The organism is Bradyrhizobium tropiciagri, assembly GCF_001189845.1.
In the GTDB taxonomy this organism is placed as follows: Bacteria; Pseudomonadota; Alphaproteobacteria; order Rhizobiales; family Xanthobacteraceae; genus Bradyrhizobium; species Bradyrhizobium tropiciagri.
Genome location: NZ_LFLZ01000004.1, coordinates 111,700 through 131,527, shown reverse-complemented (window position 1 = coordinate 131,527; position 19,828 = coordinate 111,700). Strand labels below are relative to the sequence as shown.

Here is a 19,828-nt window from a genome sequence, read left to right as displayed (position 1 = left end):
CCCTGCTTCCGCATTGCTTCCGCAGGGACGACGTTGAGCATGTCGACGGAGCTGCGTCAAAAAATGCAGCCCCCTCGCCTCACAACAACGTCCCGCGCAATATAACCGCGGCAACACCGAAATAGATCACGAGGCCGGTCACGTCGACCAGCGTCGCGACGAACGGCGCGGAGGCGCTGGCTGGATCGAAGCCAATGCGCTTGAGGATGAACGGCAGCATCGAGCCGCACAGCGAGCCGAAGGTGACGATGCCGACCAGCGCAGCGCCGACGGTCGCGGCCACCAGCACCCAATGCGGGCCGTAGTCGAACAGGCCGAGCGTCTGCCAGAGCGTGATCCTGATTATGCCGATCAAGCCGAGGATGGCGCCGAGCACGATGCCGGTCGGCAGTTCGCGAACCGCGACACGCCACCAGTCGCGCAGCCGCACCTCATGCAGCGCCAGCGAGCGGATCAGCAGCGAAGTCGCCTGCGAGCCGGAGTTGCCGCCGGAGCTCATGATCAGCGGGATGAACAGCGTCAGCACGATCGCCTTCTCAAGCTCGCTCTGGTACGACTGCATCGCAGTCGCGGTCAGCATTTCCGAGAGGAACAGCGCACACAGCCAGCCGGCGCGCTTCTTGATCATCTCGCCGAAACCGATCCGCAAGTATGGCTCGTCGATCGCTTCCATGCCGCCGAACTTCTGGGCGTCCTCGGTCGATTCCTCGACGATGGCGTCGATGACGTCGTCCACCGTGACGATGCCGAGGATGTGGCCGGGACCGTCGACGACCGCGACCGCAAGCAGGTCGTAGCGCGAGATCAGCCGCGCCGCCTCCATGCGGTCGGCCTCGGGCGCGATCATCAGCGGCTTTCGCGCAGGCGCCGCGGTCAGCACATTGGCGTGCGGATCGGCCGAGATCAGGCGGCGCAGCGGCACGGCCTGGATCAAGGTCTTCTTGACCGGGTCGATCACGAAAATCGAGTACACGGTCTCGCGGGTGCGCTCGACCATCCGGATGTGATGCAGGACCTCGGCGATGGTCCAATTCGAGGGCACGCTGACGAACTCTGTCGTCATGATGCTGCCGGCGCTGCGCTCGGGATAGGCCAAGAGCCCCGAGATGACGTTGCGGGTATCGGGATTGAGGCCGTTCAGCAGCGTGGTGCGCAGCGGCTCGACCAGTTCCTTGAAAATGTCGGCGGCGCGGTCGTCGGAGACGCCTGAGAGCAGCGACACCGCGGTGTCCTGCGGCAGCTCGGCCAGGATCTCGCAGGTGTTGTCGAGCCCGGGCAGGTCGAGCACCTCGATCGCCTTTTCGGCGGGCAGCGATCGCAGCAGCGCGGCGGCATCCGCCGGCTCGCGGGCGTTCAGGGCATCGACGATCTCGGGTGCCCGCACATGGGCAAGGTCCCCGTTCGGGCTGAGCGTCTCTTTGGTCATGGTTTCGGAGTCTTGCATCGATCGCCCTCGCCTTTGCGTCCTGCAGCGCAATGAACCAAGGCGGCGGAGATTTCAAACGGAAAGTGCGGCGGCGGGTCGCAGGTGTGCCGGAGCGAGGCCGCGTCACGGCGCCGTCATGTTTCGGTGGATTACGGCGCGCGGCGCAGGAGACTCACGCCACGTGCGGCACGGCGGCGAACCGGCTCACCACGATGTCGCGCTTGGTCTCGTCGACCCGCACCGTCATGTCGAAGCGCTCGCCATGGAGCTCCTTGTTCAGGACCTCGGCATTGCGATGCAGCCAGCTGATGCCGGCGCCGTCAGAGGCGTCGATCGAAAGCTGCAGCGTCATGCGCTTGGCCGCCAGGCGATCCTCGATCGCCGACAGCAGTGCGTCGATCCCTTCGCCGGATACAGCCGAAACCAGGAAGCAGGGCCGCTCCGGCGGCCGACGCGCCGCGATGTTGCGCAGATTGTCCCGCTCCTCGGGATCGAAGCGGTCGATCTTGTTCCAGACCTCGATGATGCGCTGGCCGCCGTCGGCGTCGGGATCGATGCCGAGCTGGCGCAGCACGCCCTCGACGTCGCGCTCCTGCGCCTCCGCATCCTCATGCGAGATGTCGCGGACATGCAGAATGATGTCGGCTTCCAGCACCTCCTCCAGCGTGGCGCGGAACGCGGCCACCAGCTGGGTCGGCAGATTGGAGATGAAACCGACCGTGTCCGACAGCATCGCCTTGCCGCCATGCGGCAGGTTGAGCGCGCGGAGCGTCGGGTCGAGCGTCGCGAACAGCATGTCGGCGGCCTGCACGTCGGCCCGGGTCAGGCGGTTGAACAGCGTCGATTTGCCGGCATTGGTGTAGCCGACCAGCGCCACCACGCGGTACGGCACGCGCTGGCGGCCGGCACGATGCAGCCGCCGCGTCGCCTGCACCTTCTTCAATTCGCCTTCGAGCTTGGTGATGCGCTCGGAGATCAGGCGGCGGTCGGCCTCGATCTGGGTTTCGCCGGGGCCGCCCATGAAGCCGAAGCCGCCGCGCTGGCGCTCGAGATGGGTCCAGGACCGCACCAGGCGGCTGCGCTGGTAGTTGAGATGGGCGAGCTCGACCTGCAGCGCGCCTTCCTTGGTCTTGGCGCGGCGGCCGAAGATTTCCAGGATCAGGCCGGTGCGGTCGAGCACCTTGGTGCTCCAGGCCTTCTCGAGGTTGCGCTGCTGGATCGGCGACAGCGCGCAGTCCATCACCACGAGCTCGACATGGTTGCTGGCGACGAGGCCGTTGATCTCCTCGACCTTGCCCTTACCGAGATAGGTCGCGGGCCGGATCTGGCTGATCGGCGCGACGACGGATTCCACCACGGTGAGGTCGATCGCTCCGGCAAGGCCGGCGGCCTCCTCGATCCGCGCTTCATAGTCGCGGACAGAGGACTCCGTTTGCGCGTCGCCGTCGCCACGACGCACGCGCAGATACGGGCCGATGACGATCACCCGCCCGCTGCTGCCGTTCCCCGCCGACCCGGGCCTAGACTTGGTCCGGTCGGCGCCCCCTTCACGATCGAAGGGTTCCAATCAGTTCACTCTCAAGCCGGTGCGTCCTCACCACCTTCGAACAGCTGAATCGGGGCTCCGGGCATGATGGTCGAGATCGCATGCTTGTAGACAAGCTGCGAGTGACCGTCGCGCCGCAGCAGCAAACAGAAATTGTCGAACCATGTGACAATGCCCTGCAGCTTTACTCCGTTGACCAGAAATATCGTCAGTGGCGTCTTGGTTTTACGAACGTGATTAAGGAAGGTGTCTTGTAGATTTTGTGCGCGGTCTGCCGCCATTGTTTTTGTCCCGCAAGCTTGTGCTTCTTTTTATTGAACCGGTTGCGGCTCTCTGACGGAGCCTCCCCCGGCTGCCCACCTGCCCTGAGATCCCCCTCTGGCAGGCGTAGCGGTAGGATTAGAGGCCACGCGCGGTTTTTAGGCAAGCCGGTTCGCGGTGCAGTCGGTAGGAACACGGTGGCAATTCTAAGAAAGAGCGAGGAAAGAGACGAATATTCTCGTGGAGAGTGGATAAATCCCCCGGTTGTACCGGCCTCACCCTCGCCTCGCTCGCCCGCCTACCAGGCCCTGACCCTGGTCCTGCCACCCCGGCGGGTGATCGCCGGGGCTTAACGCCAAGTCGCCCGCATTCCAGTCGCCGGCCCGGTGCGCGGGGTCAGCCGACCCCGAGCGCCTTCAGCTTGCGATGCAGCGCCGAACGCTCCATGCCGACGAACTCCGCGGTGCGCGAGATGTTGCCGGAGAAGCGGCTGATCTGGGCGATCAGATAGTCGCGCTCGAACACCTCACGCGCCTCGCGCAGCGGCAGGCCCATGATGTGCTCGCCATTGTTGGAGGTCGGCATCGCCGGCACCATGGAGCCGACGTCCTGCGGCAGCATGTCGGCGGTGATGATCGCCTCCGGGCCGCCGCCGGCCAGGATCATCACCCGCTCCACGTTGTTGCGCAGCTGACGGACGTTGCCCGGCCAGACATGGGACTGCAGCACGGCCATCGCGTCCTGTCCGATCTGACGTTTCGGCAGGCCGGTGGCCGCCGAGATCTGGTCCATGAAATAGTCGATCAGCTCGGGGATGTCCTCGCGGCGCTCCGACAGCGGCGGCACCCGGATCGGCACCACCGAGAGGCGGTGATAGAGGTCCTCGCGGAAACGCCCGCCGGCGATCTCCTCCTCGAGATTGCGCGCGGTCGAGGAAATGATGCGGACGTCGACATGCACCTTGCTGGTGCCGCCCTGGCGCTGGAAGGTCTGATCGACCAGCACGCGCAGGATCTTGTTCTGGGTCTCGCGCGGCATGTCCGCGATCTCGTCGATGAACAGCGTGCCGCCATGCGCTTCCTCGAGCGCACCGGCCTTGCGCTGCTGCTCGCCGTTCGATCCCTCGATGCCGAACAGCTCGATCTCCATGCGCTCCGGCGTGATCGCGGCCGCATTGATCACCACGAACGGCCCTTCAGCGCGACCCGACGCATGGTGCAGCGTGCGCGCGGCGAGCTCCTTGCCGGCACCCGAGGGACCTACGATCAGGATACGGCTGTTGGCCTTGGCGGCGCGGTCGATGGTCTGGCGCAGCTGGTTCATGCAGGCCGAGCGGCCGGTCAGCACGCTCGCTGCGGGCGCCAGTTGCTTGAGCTCCTTCACCTCGCGCTTCAGCCGCGAGGTCTCGAGCGCACGGGTCGCGACCAGGATCAGCCGGTCCGACTTGAACGGCTTCTCGATGAAGTCGTAGGCGCCGCGCTTGATCGCGGCGACCGCGGTCTCGATGTTGCCGTGGCCGGAGATCATCACGACCGGCAGATCGGCATTGTCCTTCTTGATCTGCTCGAGCAGTTGCAGGCCGTCGAGCTTGGAGCCCTGCAGCCAGATGTCGAGGAAGATCAGGTTCGGGCGGCGGTTCGCGATTTCGGCCAGCGCCGAATCGCTGTCGCGCGCGGTGCGCGTGGAGAACCCCTCATCGTCCAGGATACCCGCGACGAGGTCACGAATGTCAGCTTCGTCGTCGACAATCAGAATGTCACTTGCCATGGGTTACACCTGCCTTGTCAGTCGCCCGTCGCGGCTTTGATTTTTGGCTCTTGGCTTCTTGGCTCTTGCGCATTTGGCTCTTGGTTATTTGCTTCTTGGATTTTTGGTTCATTGTTGGTCGTCTGGGCCGGGCCGTTGGTCGGCTCTTCCGGCGGATTTTTTTCACTGTCGGGGTCGTTCGATTCCGGTTTCACGTCCGGCTTTTGGTCCTTGCTCTCGGGCTTGTTCTCCGGCTTGGCCGCCTGGCCGGTGACGGAAAAGCGCAGCCGCATCCAGGCACCGCGCTGGCCCTCGCGGAAATCTGATGCGTCCTTGAGCTCGATGCGGCCGCCATGGTCCTCCAGAACGCGGCCGACGATCGCAAGTCCGAGGCCGGTGCCCTTCGCCCGCGTCGTGACATAGGGCTCGAGCAGCCGCGCGCGCGCGACTTTGGGCAGGCCGATGCCGTTGTCGACGACGTCGATCAGGATGTCGTCGTTCTCGCGCTGCGCCACGACGTCGATGCGGCCCTTGCCGAGCTCCTCGGGCGGCACCTGCTCGATCGCCTCGGTCGCATTCTTGATGATATTGGTCAGCGCCTGCGAGATCAGCCGGCGGTCGAACTGCGCCGGCAGCGGCGACTGCTTGATGTCGGCCTCGATGGCGAGATCGGGATGCGCGACCTTCATCAGGAACACCGCCTGGCGCACCACGTCGGCGACGTCCTCGCCTTCCATCACGGGCTTCGGCATCCGCGCAAAGCGCGAGAACTCGTCGACCATGCGCCTGATGTCGTCGACCTGGCGCACGATGGTGTCGGTGCACTGCTCGAAGATCGACTTGTCCTTCTCTTCGGTGATGGTCTTGCCGAACTTGCGGCGGATTCGCTCGGCCGAGAGCTGGATCGGGGTCAGCGGGTTCTTGATCTCGTGCGCGATGCGGCGGGCGACGTCGCCCCAGGCCGAGGTGCGCTGCGCGGAGACCAATTCGGTGATGTCGTCGAGCGTGATGATGTAGTTGTCGCGCGACTGGCTGGTCTGCTCGCCCGAGACGCGAACCGACAGATTGCGCTCATGGCCGTCGCGCAGGATCGTGACCTGCCCCTGCACTAGGCGCTGCGTGCCCTCGCGCGCGGTCTTCATCATCTCATCGAGCTCGGGCAGCACGTCAGAGAGCGGATGGCCGAGCGTCTCGGACTCGGCGTGCCCGATCAGCTTTTCCGCCGAGCGGTTGAGTACGCCGATAGTGCCCGACGCGTCGACCCCGATGATGCCGGCAGAGGCCGACGACAGCACCGCTTCGATGAAGCGGCGGCGGCTGTCGATGGTCTCGCTGGCGTCGACCAGCTCGTTGCGCTGGGTGCGCAGCTCCTGCGTCATCTTGTTGAAGATCTCGCCGAGCAGCGCGAGGTCGCTGGCCGATTTGTGGACCGGCACCTGGACGTTGAGGTTGCCGGTCGAGACCTCGCTCGCCGCGCCCATCAGCTGGCGGATCGGCGACACCAGCCCGTTGGCGAAGTTCAGCCCGATCAGCACCGAGGCCATCAGGATGGTCAGCGCGATCACCGCGAACATCAGCGCGAACGCGACCTGGATACCGAGCCTTCGGGTCTCGAGCTGGGCATATTCGGCGGCGCTGGTCTGGGTCTGCTTGAGCTGGGCCACGACCGCCGGATCGAGCAGCCGCGCGACGTACAGGAACATGTCGTCATAGGCCCGCAGCCGGACCACGGAGGCGACGTAATTTTCCGGGAACACCGAGATCTTCGGCTCGGTCTCGTTGATGTCCTTCAGGATGTCGGGCGGCGGCGCCTCGTAGTTCAGGCGAACTCCGGTTTCGGCGCTGGCGACGATCTTGCCATCCTTGTCCATCAGCACCGCGACCGGCAGGTTGCGTGACTCGGCGCCGGCTGTCATCAGCTGCAGGAACGTCATGCGGTCCTGGTCATAGAGCGGCCGCGCATGGGCGAGGTCATTGGCCATCGCCAGCGTGTCGCCGTTGATGAGCTGGGCGTGCTCCTGCATGTAAGCGCTAGCGATCGTCAGCGAGTTCTGGATCACCTGCTTGGTGGGGCCCGAGAACAGCCGGTCGAGGCCGCGCTCGATGGTGACGTTGGCGACGATCGACACCAGCACGGCGGGCAGCACCGCGATCACCGAGAACAGGCCGACGATCTGGACGTGCAGCCGTGCCGCCGCCCGGCCCCGCCGCCTCGCCTGCACCATCTGCCAGACTTCCCGGACGATGATCCCGACCAGCAGCAGGATCGTGCCGGCGTTGATCATCAGGAAGGAGCGGACCACCTCGGAGGTCGGCTCGATCGGGGTCAGGCCGGTCAGGACCACGAAGGTCAGGAAGGCGGAGAGCAGCGCGATGGCCACGGCGAACGGCGCCAGCCAGCGGCGCAGCGGAAAGCCCCGCGCCTCTGCATGGGGCTCGGCCGGCGGCGCGTGTAACGTTGAAGCGGTTGTCTCTGCGCTGGTCATACCGGCAATTGAGCTGAGTGCGATCGCCCGCGGGAATTGCGAACTGATGCAATCATATCACAATGTTGCCGAATTGCGACATTTCCGCGGCGCAAACCGCAGTGCGGCGCCGTGTCCTCAAAACCATTTGTGACTACTCAATAACGGTGACTGCACCGCCCGGATTCGCTGGAGCTTCGGGTCTGATCAAGTCAGAACCGAAGCTCTAGCCCTTTGTTCCAGCGCGTTTTCTTTACGCGAACGGCACCCGCTTGGATCGAACACGCCCTACCCGCCGCTCCGGTAGACTTGGATATCCAGGTCGCGGATCTTCTTGCGCAGCGTATTGCGGTTCAGGCCGAGCAGATCGGCGGCCCGGATCTGGTTGCCGCGGGTTGCCGCCAGCGCGGCGGTCAACAGCGGGATCTCGATCTCCTTGAGGATCCGGTGGTAGAGGCCCGGCGGCGGCACTCCGTTCGGGAAGCCGGAGAAGTGCGAGGACAGATAGGCCTCGACCGCGCCGCCGAGATTGTCGACGCCGACGGTCGCGGTGCTGCCCGACGTGACCGCCGGCGGCGCCAGTTCGCCATCGATCACCGAGGAGGTGATGACGTCCTGCGGATAGAGCGCGGCGAGCCGCCGGGCGAGGTTTTCCAGCTCGCGGACGTTGCCCGGCCAGCGGTGCTGCTTGAGCCGCTCCAGCGCCTGGGCGTCGAGCTTCTTCGGCGGCAGACCGTCCTTCTCGGCGAGCGAGAAGAAGTGCCGGATCAGGTCGGGCAGATCCTCGATGCGCTCGCGCAGCGGCGGCAGCCGCAGCGGCACCACGTTGAGACGGAAGAACAGATCCTCGCGGAACAGGCCCTGCTGGATCAGGATGCGCAGGTCCTTGTTGGAGGCCGCGACGATGCGCACGTCGGTCTTGATCGGGGTGCGGCCGCCGACGGTGGTGTATTCGCCCTGCTGCAGCACGCGGAGCAGACGGGTCTGCGCCTCCATCGGCATATCGCCGATCTCGTCGAGGAACAGCGTGCCGCCCTCGGCCTGCTCGAAGCGGCCGGAGGCGCGGGTGTTGGCGCCGGTGAACGCACCGCGCTCGTGGCCGAACAATTCCGACTCGATCAGGTCGCGCGGGATCGCCGCCATGTTGACCGCGACGAACGGGCCGTTGCGGCGCCGGCCGTAGTCGTGCAGCGCGCGGGCAACCAGCTCCTTGCCGGTGCCGGACTCACCCGAGATCATCACGGTGAGATCGGTCTGCATCAGCCGCGCCAGCACGCGGTAGATTTCCTGCATTGCCGGCGAGCGGCCGACCAGCGGGATCGAGTCGAACTCGCCGTCATCGGCGGGACTTGAGACCCGCTCCTTCGGCTCGGCCAGGGCGCGGCCGACGATGGTGATGAGCTCCTTCAGGTCGAACGGCTTCGGCAGATATTCGTAGGCGCCGCGCTCGGAGGCGCGGATCGCGGTCATGAAAGTGTTCTGCGCGCTCATCACGATGACCGGCAGGTTCGGCCGCATCTTCTTGATCCGCGGCAACAGATCGAACGCGTTCTCGTCAGGCATCACCACGTCGGTGATGACGAGGTCGCCCTCGCCCTGGCTGACCCAGCGCCACAGCGTGGCGGCGTTGCCGGTCAGGCGCACCTCGTAGCCGGCGCGGGACAGCGCCTGGTTCAGGACGGTCCGGATGGCTGTGTCGTCGTCAGCGACAAGTATGCTACCTGCAGGCATTGGTGTTCCTCATCGTGCATCCTGAGAGGCAGGCGAGGACGTACCCGGAACGTCATCGCGGTTGCTATGGTCGTGTTGCTTGGCGGCGCTGTACATCGGCATCAGCACGCGGAACGTCGTTTTGCGCGGCTGCGACTCGCATTCGATGATGCCGCCGTGATCGCCGACGATCTTGGCGACCAGCGCGAGGCCGAGCCCGCTGCCGGTCTGCTTCGTGGTGACGAAGGGATCGAACAGGTTCGGCAGCAGGTCTTCCGGCACGCCTGAGCCATTGTCCTTGACGCAGAATTCCAGCGGCAGCGAGACCCGCGATTTCTTGCCGGGCACCGACAGCCGCACGCCCGGCCGGAACGCGTGGTGAGATGGATCTCCGCATCGGTGCCGAGATCGGCGACCGCTTCGGCCGCGTTCTTCACGAGGTTGAGGAACACCTGGATCAGCTGGTCCTGGTTGGCGAGCACCGGCGGCAGCGACGGATCGTAGTCCTCGATGAAACGGACGTTGCGGGCAAAGCCGGACTGCGCCAGCCGCTTCACGTGGTCGAGCACAGAATGGATGTTGACCGGACCGCGCGCCACCGGACGGTCGTCGCCGAACACCTCCATGCGGTCAACCAGCGTCACGATACGGTCTGCCTCGTCGCAGATCAGCCGCGTCAGCAGCCGGTCCTCGGAGGACGCCTGCTGCTCCAGCAGTTGCGCGGCGCCGCGGATGCCGGACAGCGGGTTCTTGATCTCGTGCGCGAGCATCGCGGCCAGCGCGATCACCGAGCGCGCCGCGCTGCGATGGGTGAGCTGGCGGTCCATCTTGTCGGCGATGGTGCGCTCCTGCAGCATCACCACGATATGCCCGGGCCGTTCGGTCAGCGGCGCGACGTGCAGGTCGACCTGGCGATCGCCGCCGATCCGCGGCGTGCCGAGATCGACCTTGTACTCGTTGACCGGCGAGCCGCTCGCCCGCACCTGCTCGATCAGCGCGAGCAGCGGGCTGCCGAACGGCACCAATTCCTTCAGCGACTGCCGGCGCAGGAACTGGGTCGAGATCTCGAAGAAGGATTCGGCGGCGATGTTGGCATCGACGATCCGCCCGTCGGGTGCGACCAGCAGCACCGGGTTGGGCAGCGCATTGAGGATGGCCTCACCGTCGGTCGGTACGGGCCGGCGGAATTCCATGGCTGACGTCATGCGGCAGCACTCCAGGCAAAATCGTCGTAGGCGTCCTCGAGCGCGCGATGCACGCTGGACGGCTCCTCCGAGGTCAGGATCGCCTGCCGCCAGGTCTTCAATGTTGCCGCCGGTGCGCAGCTATAGGCCGCGGCGGTCTCCAGCGCCCAGCCGAGATGCTTGCGCGCATGCTTGAGGCCGATCCGCAGGCCATAATGGCTGCAGACCTCGTCATAGAGCGCGCGAACATGCTTGAGCTGCTCGGCGAGCGACGGGGCGGCTTCGGCGACCCCGGTCTCGAGGCGGCGGCCGATCTGGCCGGGCAGCCAGGGCTGGCCCTGCGCGCCGCGACCGATCATGACGGCGTCGGCGCCCGACATCTGAAGCGCATCGACCGCCTTGTCGAATGAGGTGATGTCGCCGTTGACCACGACCGGGATCGTGACGGCGTCCTTGACCGCGCGCACCGCGTTCCAGTTCGCGTCGCCCTTGTAGAACTGGCAGCGGGTGCGGCCATGCACGGTGATCATCTGCACGCCAGCCGCCTCAGCGCGGCGCGCCAGTTCGGGCGAATTGAGCGAGCGATCGTCCCAGCCGAGCCGCATCTTCAGCGTCACCGGCACCTTGACCGCCGAGAGCGTCGCCTCGATCAGCGTGACCGCGTGGTCGAGGTCGCGCATCAGCGCCGACCCGGACTGCCCCCCGGTCACGTGGCGCGCCGGACAGCCCATGTTGATATCGATGACGTCGCGCCGGCGCCCTCGGCAATCCGTGCGCCCTCCGCCATCCAGTGGGTCTCGCAGCCGGCAAGTTGGACCACATGCGGCCCGATCCCGGCCGCCTCGCAACGCAGCCTCGACATCGGCTTGCCATTCACCAGATCGTCGCTGGCGGTCATCTCGGAGACCACCAGGCCGGCCCCCAAAGTGGCCGCGAGTCGCCGGAACGGCGCGTCGGTGATCCCGGACATGGGCGCGAGAAGAACCCGGTTGGCGACAGCAATATCGCCTATCTTCAACGGGTTACGAGGAGTACTTTGCACGCCGGTCACAGCCGTCTCGTCGTTCTGTCAGCAACGCCATTGCAGCTGACCTGGTCCATTCTGCGCACAATTCTTGTGCAGTCAAGGCTCATGCCTACGGTTTAGACATTCCTACCACCGACGCAAGTGCACCGCAACAAAATCTGCTTTTCCCACAGTCATCGCAAACGCTCTGTTTTTGCGCAGCGGTCATGCTAAGGGCTGTGCGCGGCGGGCGATCCCCGCCGTCCCCCTCATCCCCGATTCGTCTGTCACTGGTTCAAAATGCCGAAGCCTGAGCGTACCGCAGCCATCCTTGTCGCAGCCGGCCGTGGACTGCGCGCCGGCGCAGGCGGTCCGAAGCAATACCGGACGATCGGCGGACAGACGGTGATCTTCCGCGCCATGGAGGCGTTCTCCGGACACCCCGACGTGTTTGCGGTGCAGCCGGTGGTCAATCCTGACGATGCCGCGCTGTTCGATGAAGCGGTCGCAGGCCTGCGCCATCAATCGCCAACGTCCGGCGGCGCGACGCGGCAGGCCTCGGTCCATGCCGGCCTCGAGGCGCTCGCCGGCGACAAGCCGGACATCGTGCTGATCCACGATGCCGCGCGCCCCTTCGTCACCGCAGCCGTGATCTCGCGCGCAATCGCCGCGGCTGGCCGGACCGGTGCAGCGATCCCCGTGATTCCCGTCACCGACACGATCAAGCTCACCGGCGATACCGGCGACGTCGAGGCGACGCCGGTGCGCGCGCGCCTGCGGATCGCGCAGACGCCACAGGCGTTTCGTTTCGACGTAATATTGGAGGCGCATCGTCGCGCTGCGCGCGAGGGCCGCAGCGATTTCACCGATGATGCCGCGCTTGCTGAATGGGCGGGATTGACCGTTGCGACGTTTGAAGGCGATGCTGCCAACATGAAACTCACCACACCCGAAGACTTCGTGCGCGAGGAAGCGCGGCTCGCAAGCCAGCTCGGCGATATCAGGACCGGCACCGGCTACGACGTGCATGCCTTTGGTGACGGCGACCATGTCATGATCTGCGGCGTGCGCGTGCCGCACACCAAGGGATTCCTGGCCCATTCCGACGGCGATGTCGGACTGCATGCGCTGGTCGACGCCATCCTCGGCGCGCTGGCCGATGGCGACATCGGCTCGCACTTCCCGCCGAGCGATGCCAAGTGGAAGGGCGCGTCCTCCGACCAGTTCCTGAAATATGCCGTCGAGCGCGTCACCGCGCGCGGCGGACGGATCGCCAATCTCGAAGTGACCATGATCTGCGAGCGGCCGAAGATCGGTCCGCTGCGCGACACCATGCGGGCGAAGATCGCGGAGATCTCCGGCGTTCACATCTCGCGCGTGGCGGTCAAGGCCACCACCAGCGAGCGGCTCGGCTTCACCGGCCGCGAGGAAGGCATCGCGGCGACCGCGAGCGCGACGATCCGCCTTCCCTGGGACGACAAGAGCTGGAGTGCCTGACATGGGCGGCAGCGACGCTCGTGCCCTCTCCCGCTCGCTGCTCGACCTGTGCCGGATGCGCAAGCTGACCATCGCGACCGCCGAATCCTGCACTGGCGGCCTGGTCGCGGGCGCGCTCACCGATATCCCCGGCTCGTCCGACGTCATCGACCGCGGCTTCGTCACCTATTCGAACGAGGCCAAGCGGGTGATGCTCGGCGTCAAGGCGGCGACGCTTGAGACGTTCGGCGCGGTCAGCAAGGAGACCGCGACCGCGATGGCAATCGGCGCGCTGGAGAAGGCCGGTGTCGACCTCGCGGTCTCGATCACCGGCATCGCGGGCCCTGGCGGTGCGACCCCGGGCAAGCCGGTGGGCCTCGTGCATTTCGCCGTCGCCGCGCGCGACGGCCGCATCCTGCATCGCGAGCAGCGCTTCGGCGCGATCGGCCGCAGCACGGTGCGGCAACGCTCGGTGGTCGAGGCGCTGCGCATGTTGATGGAGCTCGCGCGCCCGCCGCAGGCTGCAAAGCCGCGCCGTGAGGCTACCAGCCGGTTGCGGCCCCGGGTTGCCCGTTCGCCGCGCAGCCACGCCGCGAAACGTCGGCGCCCGCCGCGCGGTTAGGCCCGCCCAAGTCAAGTCGCACGAGCGATGGCCGGCGATACATTCGAGTCAACTGCGACCCAGTGCCGCCCACCTCGGGTGGAACGTTGACGTCGCCTCGCCGTTTCTCCTGATCCAACTCTGCTGTTGCAACTGTTCTTCGAACAGCAAAATCCCACAACAAGGAGAAAATGATGAAGTTGGGAACTGTGGTCGTGGCCGCAATCACCGCTGGCGCCATGACGCTGTCGACTGTTATCCCCTCGCTCGCCGCACCGCTCGCGCCCGCCGCCCGCTTGCAGGACCAGCCTACCTCCGTCGAGCATGTGCAGTATCGTCACTGGCATGGCGGGCCGCGCTACGGCCATCGGGGTGGGTACGGCTATCGTGGCGGATATCACCACCACCACCACGGTGGCGGAAACGGCGCTGCGGTCATTGGCGGGCTTGCGGCCGGCGCGATCATCGGCGGCGCGATTGCGGCGAGCCAGGCGAAGGCCAACAACGACGCCTATTGCTCGCAGCGTTTCCGCTCCTACGACCCGGCTTCCGGCACCTACATCGCCTCCGGCGGCGTGCGGCGTTCCTGCCCTTAGCGGCGGCGAACGCGCATACACGTCATACGTCATGCCCGGCCTTGTGCCGGGCATTTGCGTTTCGGGAGGAAGACGGCTTCGCTAGGTCGAGATCGCCGGCCTGCCGTAGACTTGGTCGGCGCGCTTCTCGAACGCGTAGGCAAACCGCCCGAAGGCGGCATCGAACATCGAGCCCATCAGCATCGCCAGCATCCGGCTCTTGAATTCGTAGTTCAGGAAGAAGCCGACATCGCATTCGGTCTCCGACTTCGGCTCGAAGCTCCAGCGGTTCTCCAGATTGCTGAACGGGCCGCGCAGATATTCGACCAGGATCTTCAGATTGGGCCGGTCGAGCGTCACCTTGCTGGTGAAGGTTTCCCGCACCAGCTTGAAGGAGACCGTCATGTCGGCCACCACCACCTCGGTGCCGTCGTCCTTCGGCGTCCGCTGACGGATCTTGAGCGCCTGGCACAGCGGCACGAACTCCGGATAGCGCTCGACGTCGGCGACTAGGTCGAACATTTGAGGCGCGGTGTGGCGGACCCGCCGCTTGCTGGAGAATCGTGGCATCAGTGGATACTCGCACGGTTTGGCGGGAGTGCGAGGTTGTTCAGATAGTCGTCGGCCTGCCCCCGGTTGGTAAAGCAGACCAGCGATTGATCGGCACGCAATCCTGAAAAATATTCGATCAGGTTCGGCCGTTGCTGGCGGCGATAGGTCCAGACGTAGCGGAAGAATTCCAGATCGATCTTCTCCGGGCAGCCTTCCGCCATCTCCGGCCGCACCTGGCCATAGCTCGCGGCAATGCGGCCGAGGATTCCGAGCATGCAGGTCGATCGCGGCAGGTCGAACCAGATGATCGTATCGGAGAGTTCTCTGCGCAACTCACCTGCACCACTCTTGGTGTAGTTCCCATCCATGATCCAGCGCGGCTCGCGCGCCGCTGCGGTCATGCGGCGGTTGAATTCGTCCTTGTCGGACTCGACCCAACCCGGCTTCCAGAACAGCGCGTCGATCGACACGGTCGGGATGCCTGTCAGGGCGGACAGCCGCCGCGCAAAGGTCGACTTGCCGGATCCCGACGATCCCATCACCAGAACGCGCTGCATTGGTCCCGTCCAAGGTTCGGTCAAGGTTCGGTCGAGGCTCGATCAGGCTCGATCCGGCAACGGCGCAGGATGACGCCGGCTTCCCGCTCTCTATCAAAATCTAGCGGCCGCGTGCCGTGCGTGCCGCCTGCAGTTTCGCAAAATCCTCGCCGGCATGATGCGACGAGCGCGTCAGCGGACTCGCCGACACCATCAGAAAACCCTTGGTATAAGCAACGCGCTCGTATCCCGCGAATTCGTCAGGGGTCACGTAGCGCATCACGGCGTGATGCTTGCGCGTCGGTTGCAGATACTGGCCGATGGTCAGGAAATCGACCTCGGCCGAGCGCAGATCGTCCATCACCTGCAGCACCTCGTGCCGCTCCTCGCCGAGGCCGACCATGATACCCGACTTGGTGAAGATGGTCGGGTCCATCTCCTTGACCCGCTGCAGCAGCCGGATCGAATGGAAGTAACGAGCGCCGGGACGGACCGTCAGGTAGCGCGAGGGCACGGTTTCCAGATTGTGGTTGAAGACGTCGGGCTTGGCTGCGACCACGCGCTCGAGCGCGCCGTCCTTGCGCAGGAAGTCCGGCGTCAGGATCTCGATCGTGGTGGTCGGGCAGCGCGCGCGGATGGCGCGGATCACCTGCGCGAAATGCTCGGCGCCGCCATCGGCGAGATCGTCGCGATCGACCGAGGTGATGACGACGTGGGCCAGTCCCAGCTTGGACACCGCCTCGGCGACGTGTTCGGGCTCATTGGCATCGAGCGCGCCGGGCATACCGGTCTTGACGTTGCAGAACGCGCAGGCGCGTGTGCAGGTGTCGCCCATGATCATGAAGGTGGCGTGCTTCTTGTCCCAGCACTCACCGATGTTGGGGCAGCCCGCCTCCTCGCACACTGTGACGAGGCCGTTCTCCTTCACGATCCGACGCGTATCCGCATAGCCGCGCGTGTTGGGCGCGCGAACCCGGATCCAGTCCGGCTTCGGCGGCGACACGGCATCCGGCCGGTTCACCTTTTCGGGGTGACGCGGGCGGAGCTGAGTGGTGGAGATGGTGTCGACGATGGTGACCATAGGTGCCTGCAAGTCGCGAGAAACCATAGCTAATCGGTGTTGGCGCGGCTCGCAACCCGCGCAGCGACCCTAGCAGATCAGCCCAGATATTGGCAGTGTTGCAGTCCGATCCATGCCGATTCCCACCTCAAAATGGCTCAAAATCCCCGATCGACCCGTGCGACCGCGCCGCGCCTCGGCAAGGCGCTGAAACGCGCCTTCTTCGATCGAAGCGTCCATGAGGTCGCACCCGACCTGATCGGTGCGACCTTCCTGGTCGATGGCGTCGGCGGCATCATCACCGAGGTCGAGGCCTATCATCACACCGAGCCGGCGGCCCACTCGTTCAATGGCCCGACCCCGCGCAATCAGGTGATGTTCGGCCCGCCGGGGTTCTCCTATGTCTACCGTTCCTACGGCATCCACTGGTGCGTCAATTTTGTCTGCGAGGAAACCGGTTCGGCCAGCGCCGTGCTGATCCGCGCGGTCGAGCCAACCCATGGGCTCGCCGCGATGCGCCGGCGGCGCGGACTGGAAGACGAGCGCGCGCTGTGCTCGGGACCGGGCAAGCTGTGCGAGGCGATGGGCATCACCATCGCCCACAGCGAGTTGCCGCTCGACCGTCCGCCGATTGCGCTCCATGCGCGGCTGGAGACGCCCGACATCGTCACCGGAATCCGGATCGGCATCACCAAGGCCGTCGAGCTGCCGTGGCGCTACGGCCTGAAGGGATCGAAATTCCTCAGCAAGCGGTTTTGAGCGTCACAGCGTTGCTCGCTATGATGCCTTCTTCAGCCGCTCGATCGCCTCGAGGATCTTGGCGCGGCGCTCCTGCGCCGCCGCGCGCTTTTCCTTCTCTTCCTCGACGAGCTCTTCCGGCGCGTTGGCGACGAACTTCTCGTTGGAGAGTTTGGCGTCGACCCGCTTGATGTCGGCGTCGGCCTTGCCGAGTTCCTTCTCCAGCCGCGCCCGTTCGGCCGCGAGATCGATCACGCCCTTGAGCGGCAGTGCGACGACTTCACCGCGGACCAGAAGCTGCATCGCGCCTTCCGGCGCGGCGTCCGCGAACGAGATCTCCGACAATCGCGCAAGGCGCTTGATGGTGTCGTTCCAGCGCTGCGCGCGATCGCGCGTTTCGTCAGATGTCGTCACGATCACCAGCGGCGTCAGCGTCGACGGCGGGATATTCATCTCCGCCTTCACCGACCGCATCGTGGTGACGAGATCGACCACCCAGCCGATCTCGGCCTCAGCGGCGGGATCGCTGAACTCATCGGCGTCGAGCGCGGCAATGACCGGCGGAATGATCGGATCGACCACCGGACCGGCGGTCGCGATCGCCGCCAGCTGCTCGCCGGTGACGCCCGACTTGCGCGGCCAGGACGCCAGCACCAGCAGGCCGTTGCGCTTTGCCGTCACGGCCCACAGCTCCTCGGTGATGAAGGGCATGAACGGGTGCAGCAGCTTGAGGATCTCGTCGCGCGCCCAGGCGATCATGGCGCGGGTCTCGGCCTTGGCCGCGCCCTCCTCGCCCATCAGCACCGGCTTGGCGAGTTCGAGATACCAGTCGCAGAACACGTTCCAGACGAAGCGGTAGATCGCGCCGGCGGCATCGTTGAAGCGGTGATCCTCGATGGTCTCGGTCACCTCGCGGGTGACGCGCGAGGTCTCGTGCGCGATCCAGCGGTTCAAGGTTTCCCTGGCGGCCTTCGGATCGAAACCGTCCGGCTTGGCGCATTCGTTCATCTCGGCGAAGCGGCAGGCGTTCCAGAATTTGGTCGCGAAGTTGCGGTTGGTCTCGACCAGATGCGGCGACAGGCGGATGTCATGGCCCTGCGCCGCCTCGCGGGTCAGCGCGAAGCGCAGCGCGTCGGCGCCGTATTCGTCGATCACGCCGAGCGGATCGATGACGTTGCCCTTCGACTTCGACATCTTGGCGCCCTTCTCGTCGCGGACGAGGCGGTGGATGTAGACGGTCGAGAACGGCGCCTGCTTCATGAAGTGCAGGCCCATCATCATCATGCGGGCGACCCAGAAGAAGATGATGTCGAAGCCCGTCACAAGCGTGTTGGTCGGGTAGTAGCGCGCGACCTCCGGCGTGTCGTCCGGCCAGCCCAGCGTCGAGAACGGCCACAGCGCCGACGAGAACCAGGTGTCGAGCACGTCCTCATCGCGCGTGATGAAGCCCTCGCGCTTGGCGGGGTCGGTGGCCATGTCATGGCCCTGCTCCGGCGTGATGACCTCCTGCTCGACGTAATAGCCGAGCGCGTTGCCGACCGCCTCTTCCTCGGTCTCGGCGACGAACACCTTGCCGTCCGGGCCGTACCAGGCCGGGATCTGATGGCCCCACCACAGCTGGCGCGAGATGCACCAGGGCTGGATGTTCTCCATCCACTCGAAATAGGTCTTTTCCCAGTTCTTCGGCACGAACGTGGTTTCGCCCGAGCGCACCGCCGCCATCGCCGGCTGCGCCAGCGTCTTGGCGTCGACATACCACTGGTCGGTCAAATACGGCTCGATCACGACGCCGGAGCGGTCGCCATGCGGCACCATGTGGGTGTTGGGCTCGATCCGCTCGAGGAAGCCGAACTCCTCCAGCCGCGCCACGATCTTCTTGCGCGCGGCGAAGCGTTCGATCTTGTCGAACTCGGCGGCGAACTCATCGGAGCCCATCGGCAGGCCGCGCAGATAGTCCTCGTTGCCAACCAGGCTGAGGCAACCTTCCTGGTCGAGCACGCTGATCTGCGGCAGGCCGTGGCGCTTGCCGATCTCGAAGTCGTTGAAGTCGTGCGCCGGCGTCACCTTGACCGCGCCGGAGCCCTTCTCCGGATCGGAATAATCGTCGGCGACGATCGGAATCTTGCGGCCGACCAGCGGCAGGATGACGTGCTGGCCGACCAGGTCGGTATAGCGCTCGTCGTCCGGGTGCACCGCGACCGCGGTGTCGCCGAGCATCGTCTCGGGACGCGTGGTCGCGACCACGATGAACGACTTCGGATCGTCGGGGCTGAAGCTGCGGCCCTCGATCGGATAGCGCAGGTACCAGAGATGGCCCTTGACCTCGACCTGCTGTACTTCGAGATCGGAGATCGCGGTGAGCAGCTTCGGGTCCCAATTGACCAGGCGCTTGTCCTTGTAGATCAGGCCATCGCGATGCAGCTCGACGAACACCTTGACGACGGCGCGCGACAGGCCCTCGTCCATGGTGAAGCGCTCGCGCGACCAGTCGCAGGATGCGCCGAGCCGCTTGAGCTGGTTGACGATGGTGCCGCCGCTCTCGGCCTTCCACTGCCAGACCCGTTCGAGGAACTTGGCGCGGCCCATGTCGCGCCGGCCCGGCTCCTGCCGTTCCATCAGCTGGCGCTCGACCACCATCTGGGTGGCGATGCCGGCATGGTCGGTGCCGGGCTGCCACAGCACGTCGCGGCCGCGCATCCGCTCGAAGCGGCACAGGATGTCCTGCAGCGTGTTGTTGAGCGCGTGGCCCATGTGCAGCGAGCCGGTCACGTTCGGCGGCGGGATCACGATCGTGAAGGGCGCGGCGTCCTTGCGCTCAGGCCGGCCGGCCTTGAACGCACCGCTCTCCTCCCAGATCCGGGCCATGCGGTGCTCGATATCGGCGGGCTGGTAGTTTTTCTCGATCATGACAATGCGCTATGGACCATAGGGAAAGGCTAGAAAGCC

The 19,828-nt window shown here is 65.7% G+C and carries 14 protein-coding genes and 2 pseudogenes; 4 read left to right on the top strand and 12 right to left on the bottom strand.

Going from position 1 to position 19,828, the window contains the following annotated elements:
• Positions 1 to 79: 79 nt before the first annotated feature.
• From mgtE to dusB, 8 genes and pseudogenes are all read right to left on the bottom strand, one after another.
• Positions 80 to 1,444, bottom strand: a complete 1,365-nt coding sequence (gene mgtE, locus AKN84_RS05275) for a magnesium transporter (protein ID WP_050419704.1) — start codon at positions 1,442 to 1,444, stop codon at positions 80 to 82.
• Positions 1,445 to 1,598: 154 nt separating this feature from the next.
• On the bottom strand, positions 1,599 to 2,993 hold the full coding sequence (hflX, locus tag AKN84_RS05270; protein ID WP_050419703.1) for a GTPase HflX: 1,395 nt from the start codon (positions 2,991 to 2,993) through the stop codon (positions 1,599 to 1,601).
• Positions 2,994 to 3,004: 11 nt separating this feature from the next.
• Positions 3,005 to 3,253: an RNA chaperone Hfq gene (hfq, locus tag AKN84_RS05265; protein WP_006020546.1), complete on the bottom strand. Its 249-nt coding sequence runs from the start codon at positions 3,251 to 3,253 to the stop codon at positions 3,005 to 3,007.
• Between the two features lie 376 nt (positions 3,254 to 3,629).
• Positions 3,630 to 5,000 carry a nitrogen assimilation response regulator NtrX gene (ntrX, locus tag AKN84_RS05260; RefSeq protein ID WP_050419702.1) on the bottom strand — a complete coding sequence of 457 codons (1,371 nt, stop codon included), beginning with the start codon at positions 4,998 to 5,000 and terminating at the stop codon, positions 3,630 to 3,632.
• Positions 5,001 to 5,017: 17 nt separating this feature from the next.
• Positions 5,018 to 7,465: a sensor histidine kinase NtrY-like gene (locus AKN84_RS05255; protein WP_050419701.1), complete on the bottom strand. Its 2,448-nt coding sequence runs from the start codon at positions 7,463 to 7,465 to the stop codon at positions 5,018 to 5,020.
• Positions 7,466 to 7,732: 267 nt separating this feature from the next.
• The gene (ntrC, locus tag AKN84_RS05250) at positions 7,733 to 9,175 is read right to left on the bottom strand and encodes a nitrogen regulation protein NR(I) (protein ID WP_050419700.1); all 1,443 of its coding nucleotides are present in this window, start codon (positions 9,173 to 9,175) and stop codon (positions 7,733 to 7,735) included.
• 9 nt (positions 9,176 to 9,184) lie between these two features.
• A pseudogene (locus AKN84_RS05245) lies at positions 9,185 to 10,359 on the bottom strand (two-component system sensor histidine kinase NtrB).
• A pseudogene (gene dusB, locus AKN84_RS05240) lies at positions 10,356 to 11,356 on the bottom strand (tRNA dihydrouridine synthase DusB). Before dusB ends, AKN84_RS05245 begins: the two co-directional pseudogenes overlap by 4 nt.
• Before the next feature lie 288 nt (positions 11,357 to 11,644).
• On the opposite strand from dusB, the gene AKN84_RS05235 reads away from it, so the two are divergent.
• From AKN84_RS05235 to AKN84_RS05225, 3 genes are all read left to right on the top strand, one after another.
• A complete protein-coding gene (locus AKN84_RS05235) occupies positions 11,645 to 12,841 on the top strand; it encodes a bifunctional 2-C-methyl-D-erythritol 4-phosphate cytidylyltransferase/2-C-methyl-D-erythritol 2,4-cyclodiphosphate synthase (RefSeq protein ID WP_050419699.1) in 1,197 nt (398 codons plus the stop codon).
• Position 12,842: 1 nt separating this feature from the next.
• Positions 12,843 to 13,442: a CinA family protein gene (locus AKN84_RS05230; RefSeq protein WP_050419698.1), complete on the top strand. Its 600-nt coding sequence runs from the start codon at positions 12,843 to 12,845 to the stop codon at positions 13,440 to 13,442.
• Between the two features lie 170 nt (positions 13,443 to 13,612).
• Positions 13,613 to 14,017, top strand: a complete 405-nt coding sequence (locus AKN84_RS05225; RefSeq protein ID WP_050419697.1) for a BA14K family protein — start codon at positions 13,613 to 13,615, stop codon at positions 14,015 to 14,017.
• Between the two features lie 81 nt (positions 14,018 to 14,098).
• Here the strand turns inward: AKN84_RS05225 and AKN84_RS05220 are convergent, their stop codons facing one another.
• From AKN84_RS05220 to lipA, 3 genes are all read right to left on the bottom strand, one after another.
• On the bottom strand, positions 14,099 to 14,566 hold the full coding sequence (locus AKN84_RS05220) for a type II toxin-antitoxin system RatA family toxin (RefSeq protein WP_050419696.1): 468 nt from the start codon (positions 14,564 to 14,566) through the stop codon (positions 14,099 to 14,101).
• Entirely contained in the window at positions 14,566 to 15,105 is a 540-nt protein-coding gene (locus tag AKN84_RS05215; RefSeq protein ID WP_050419695.1) for a P-loop NTPase family protein, read from the bottom strand. The genes AKN84_RS05220 and AKN84_RS05215 overlap by 1 nt, the downstream gene beginning before the upstream one ends.
• 100 nt (positions 15,106 to 15,205) lie before the next feature.
• Complete coding sequence (gene lipA / locus AKN84_RS05210; protein ID WP_050419694.1) at positions 15,206 to 16,165, bottom strand: lipoyl synthase; 960 nt, start codon at positions 16,163 to 16,165, stop codon at positions 15,206 to 15,208.
• Positions 16,166 to 16,297: 132 nt separating this feature from the next.
• Here lipA and AKN84_RS05205 point away from each other — a divergent pair, with 132 nt between their 5' ends.
• Positions 16,298 to 16,903, top strand: coding sequence for a DNA-3-methyladenine glycosylase (locus tag AKN84_RS05205; protein WP_050419693.1), 606 nt, complete (start codon positions 16,298 to 16,300; stop codon positions 16,901 to 16,903).
• An 18-nt stretch (positions 16,904 to 16,921) separates the two neighbouring features.
• On the opposite strand, the gene AKN84_RS05200 is transcribed toward AKN84_RS05205, so the two are convergent.
• Positions 16,922 to 19,789: a valine--tRNA ligase gene (locus AKN84_RS05200; protein WP_050419692.1), complete on the bottom strand. Its 2,868-nt coding sequence runs from the start codon at positions 19,787 to 19,789 to the stop codon at positions 16,922 to 16,924.
• Between the last annotated feature and the right edge of the window lie 39 nt (positions 19,790 to 19,828).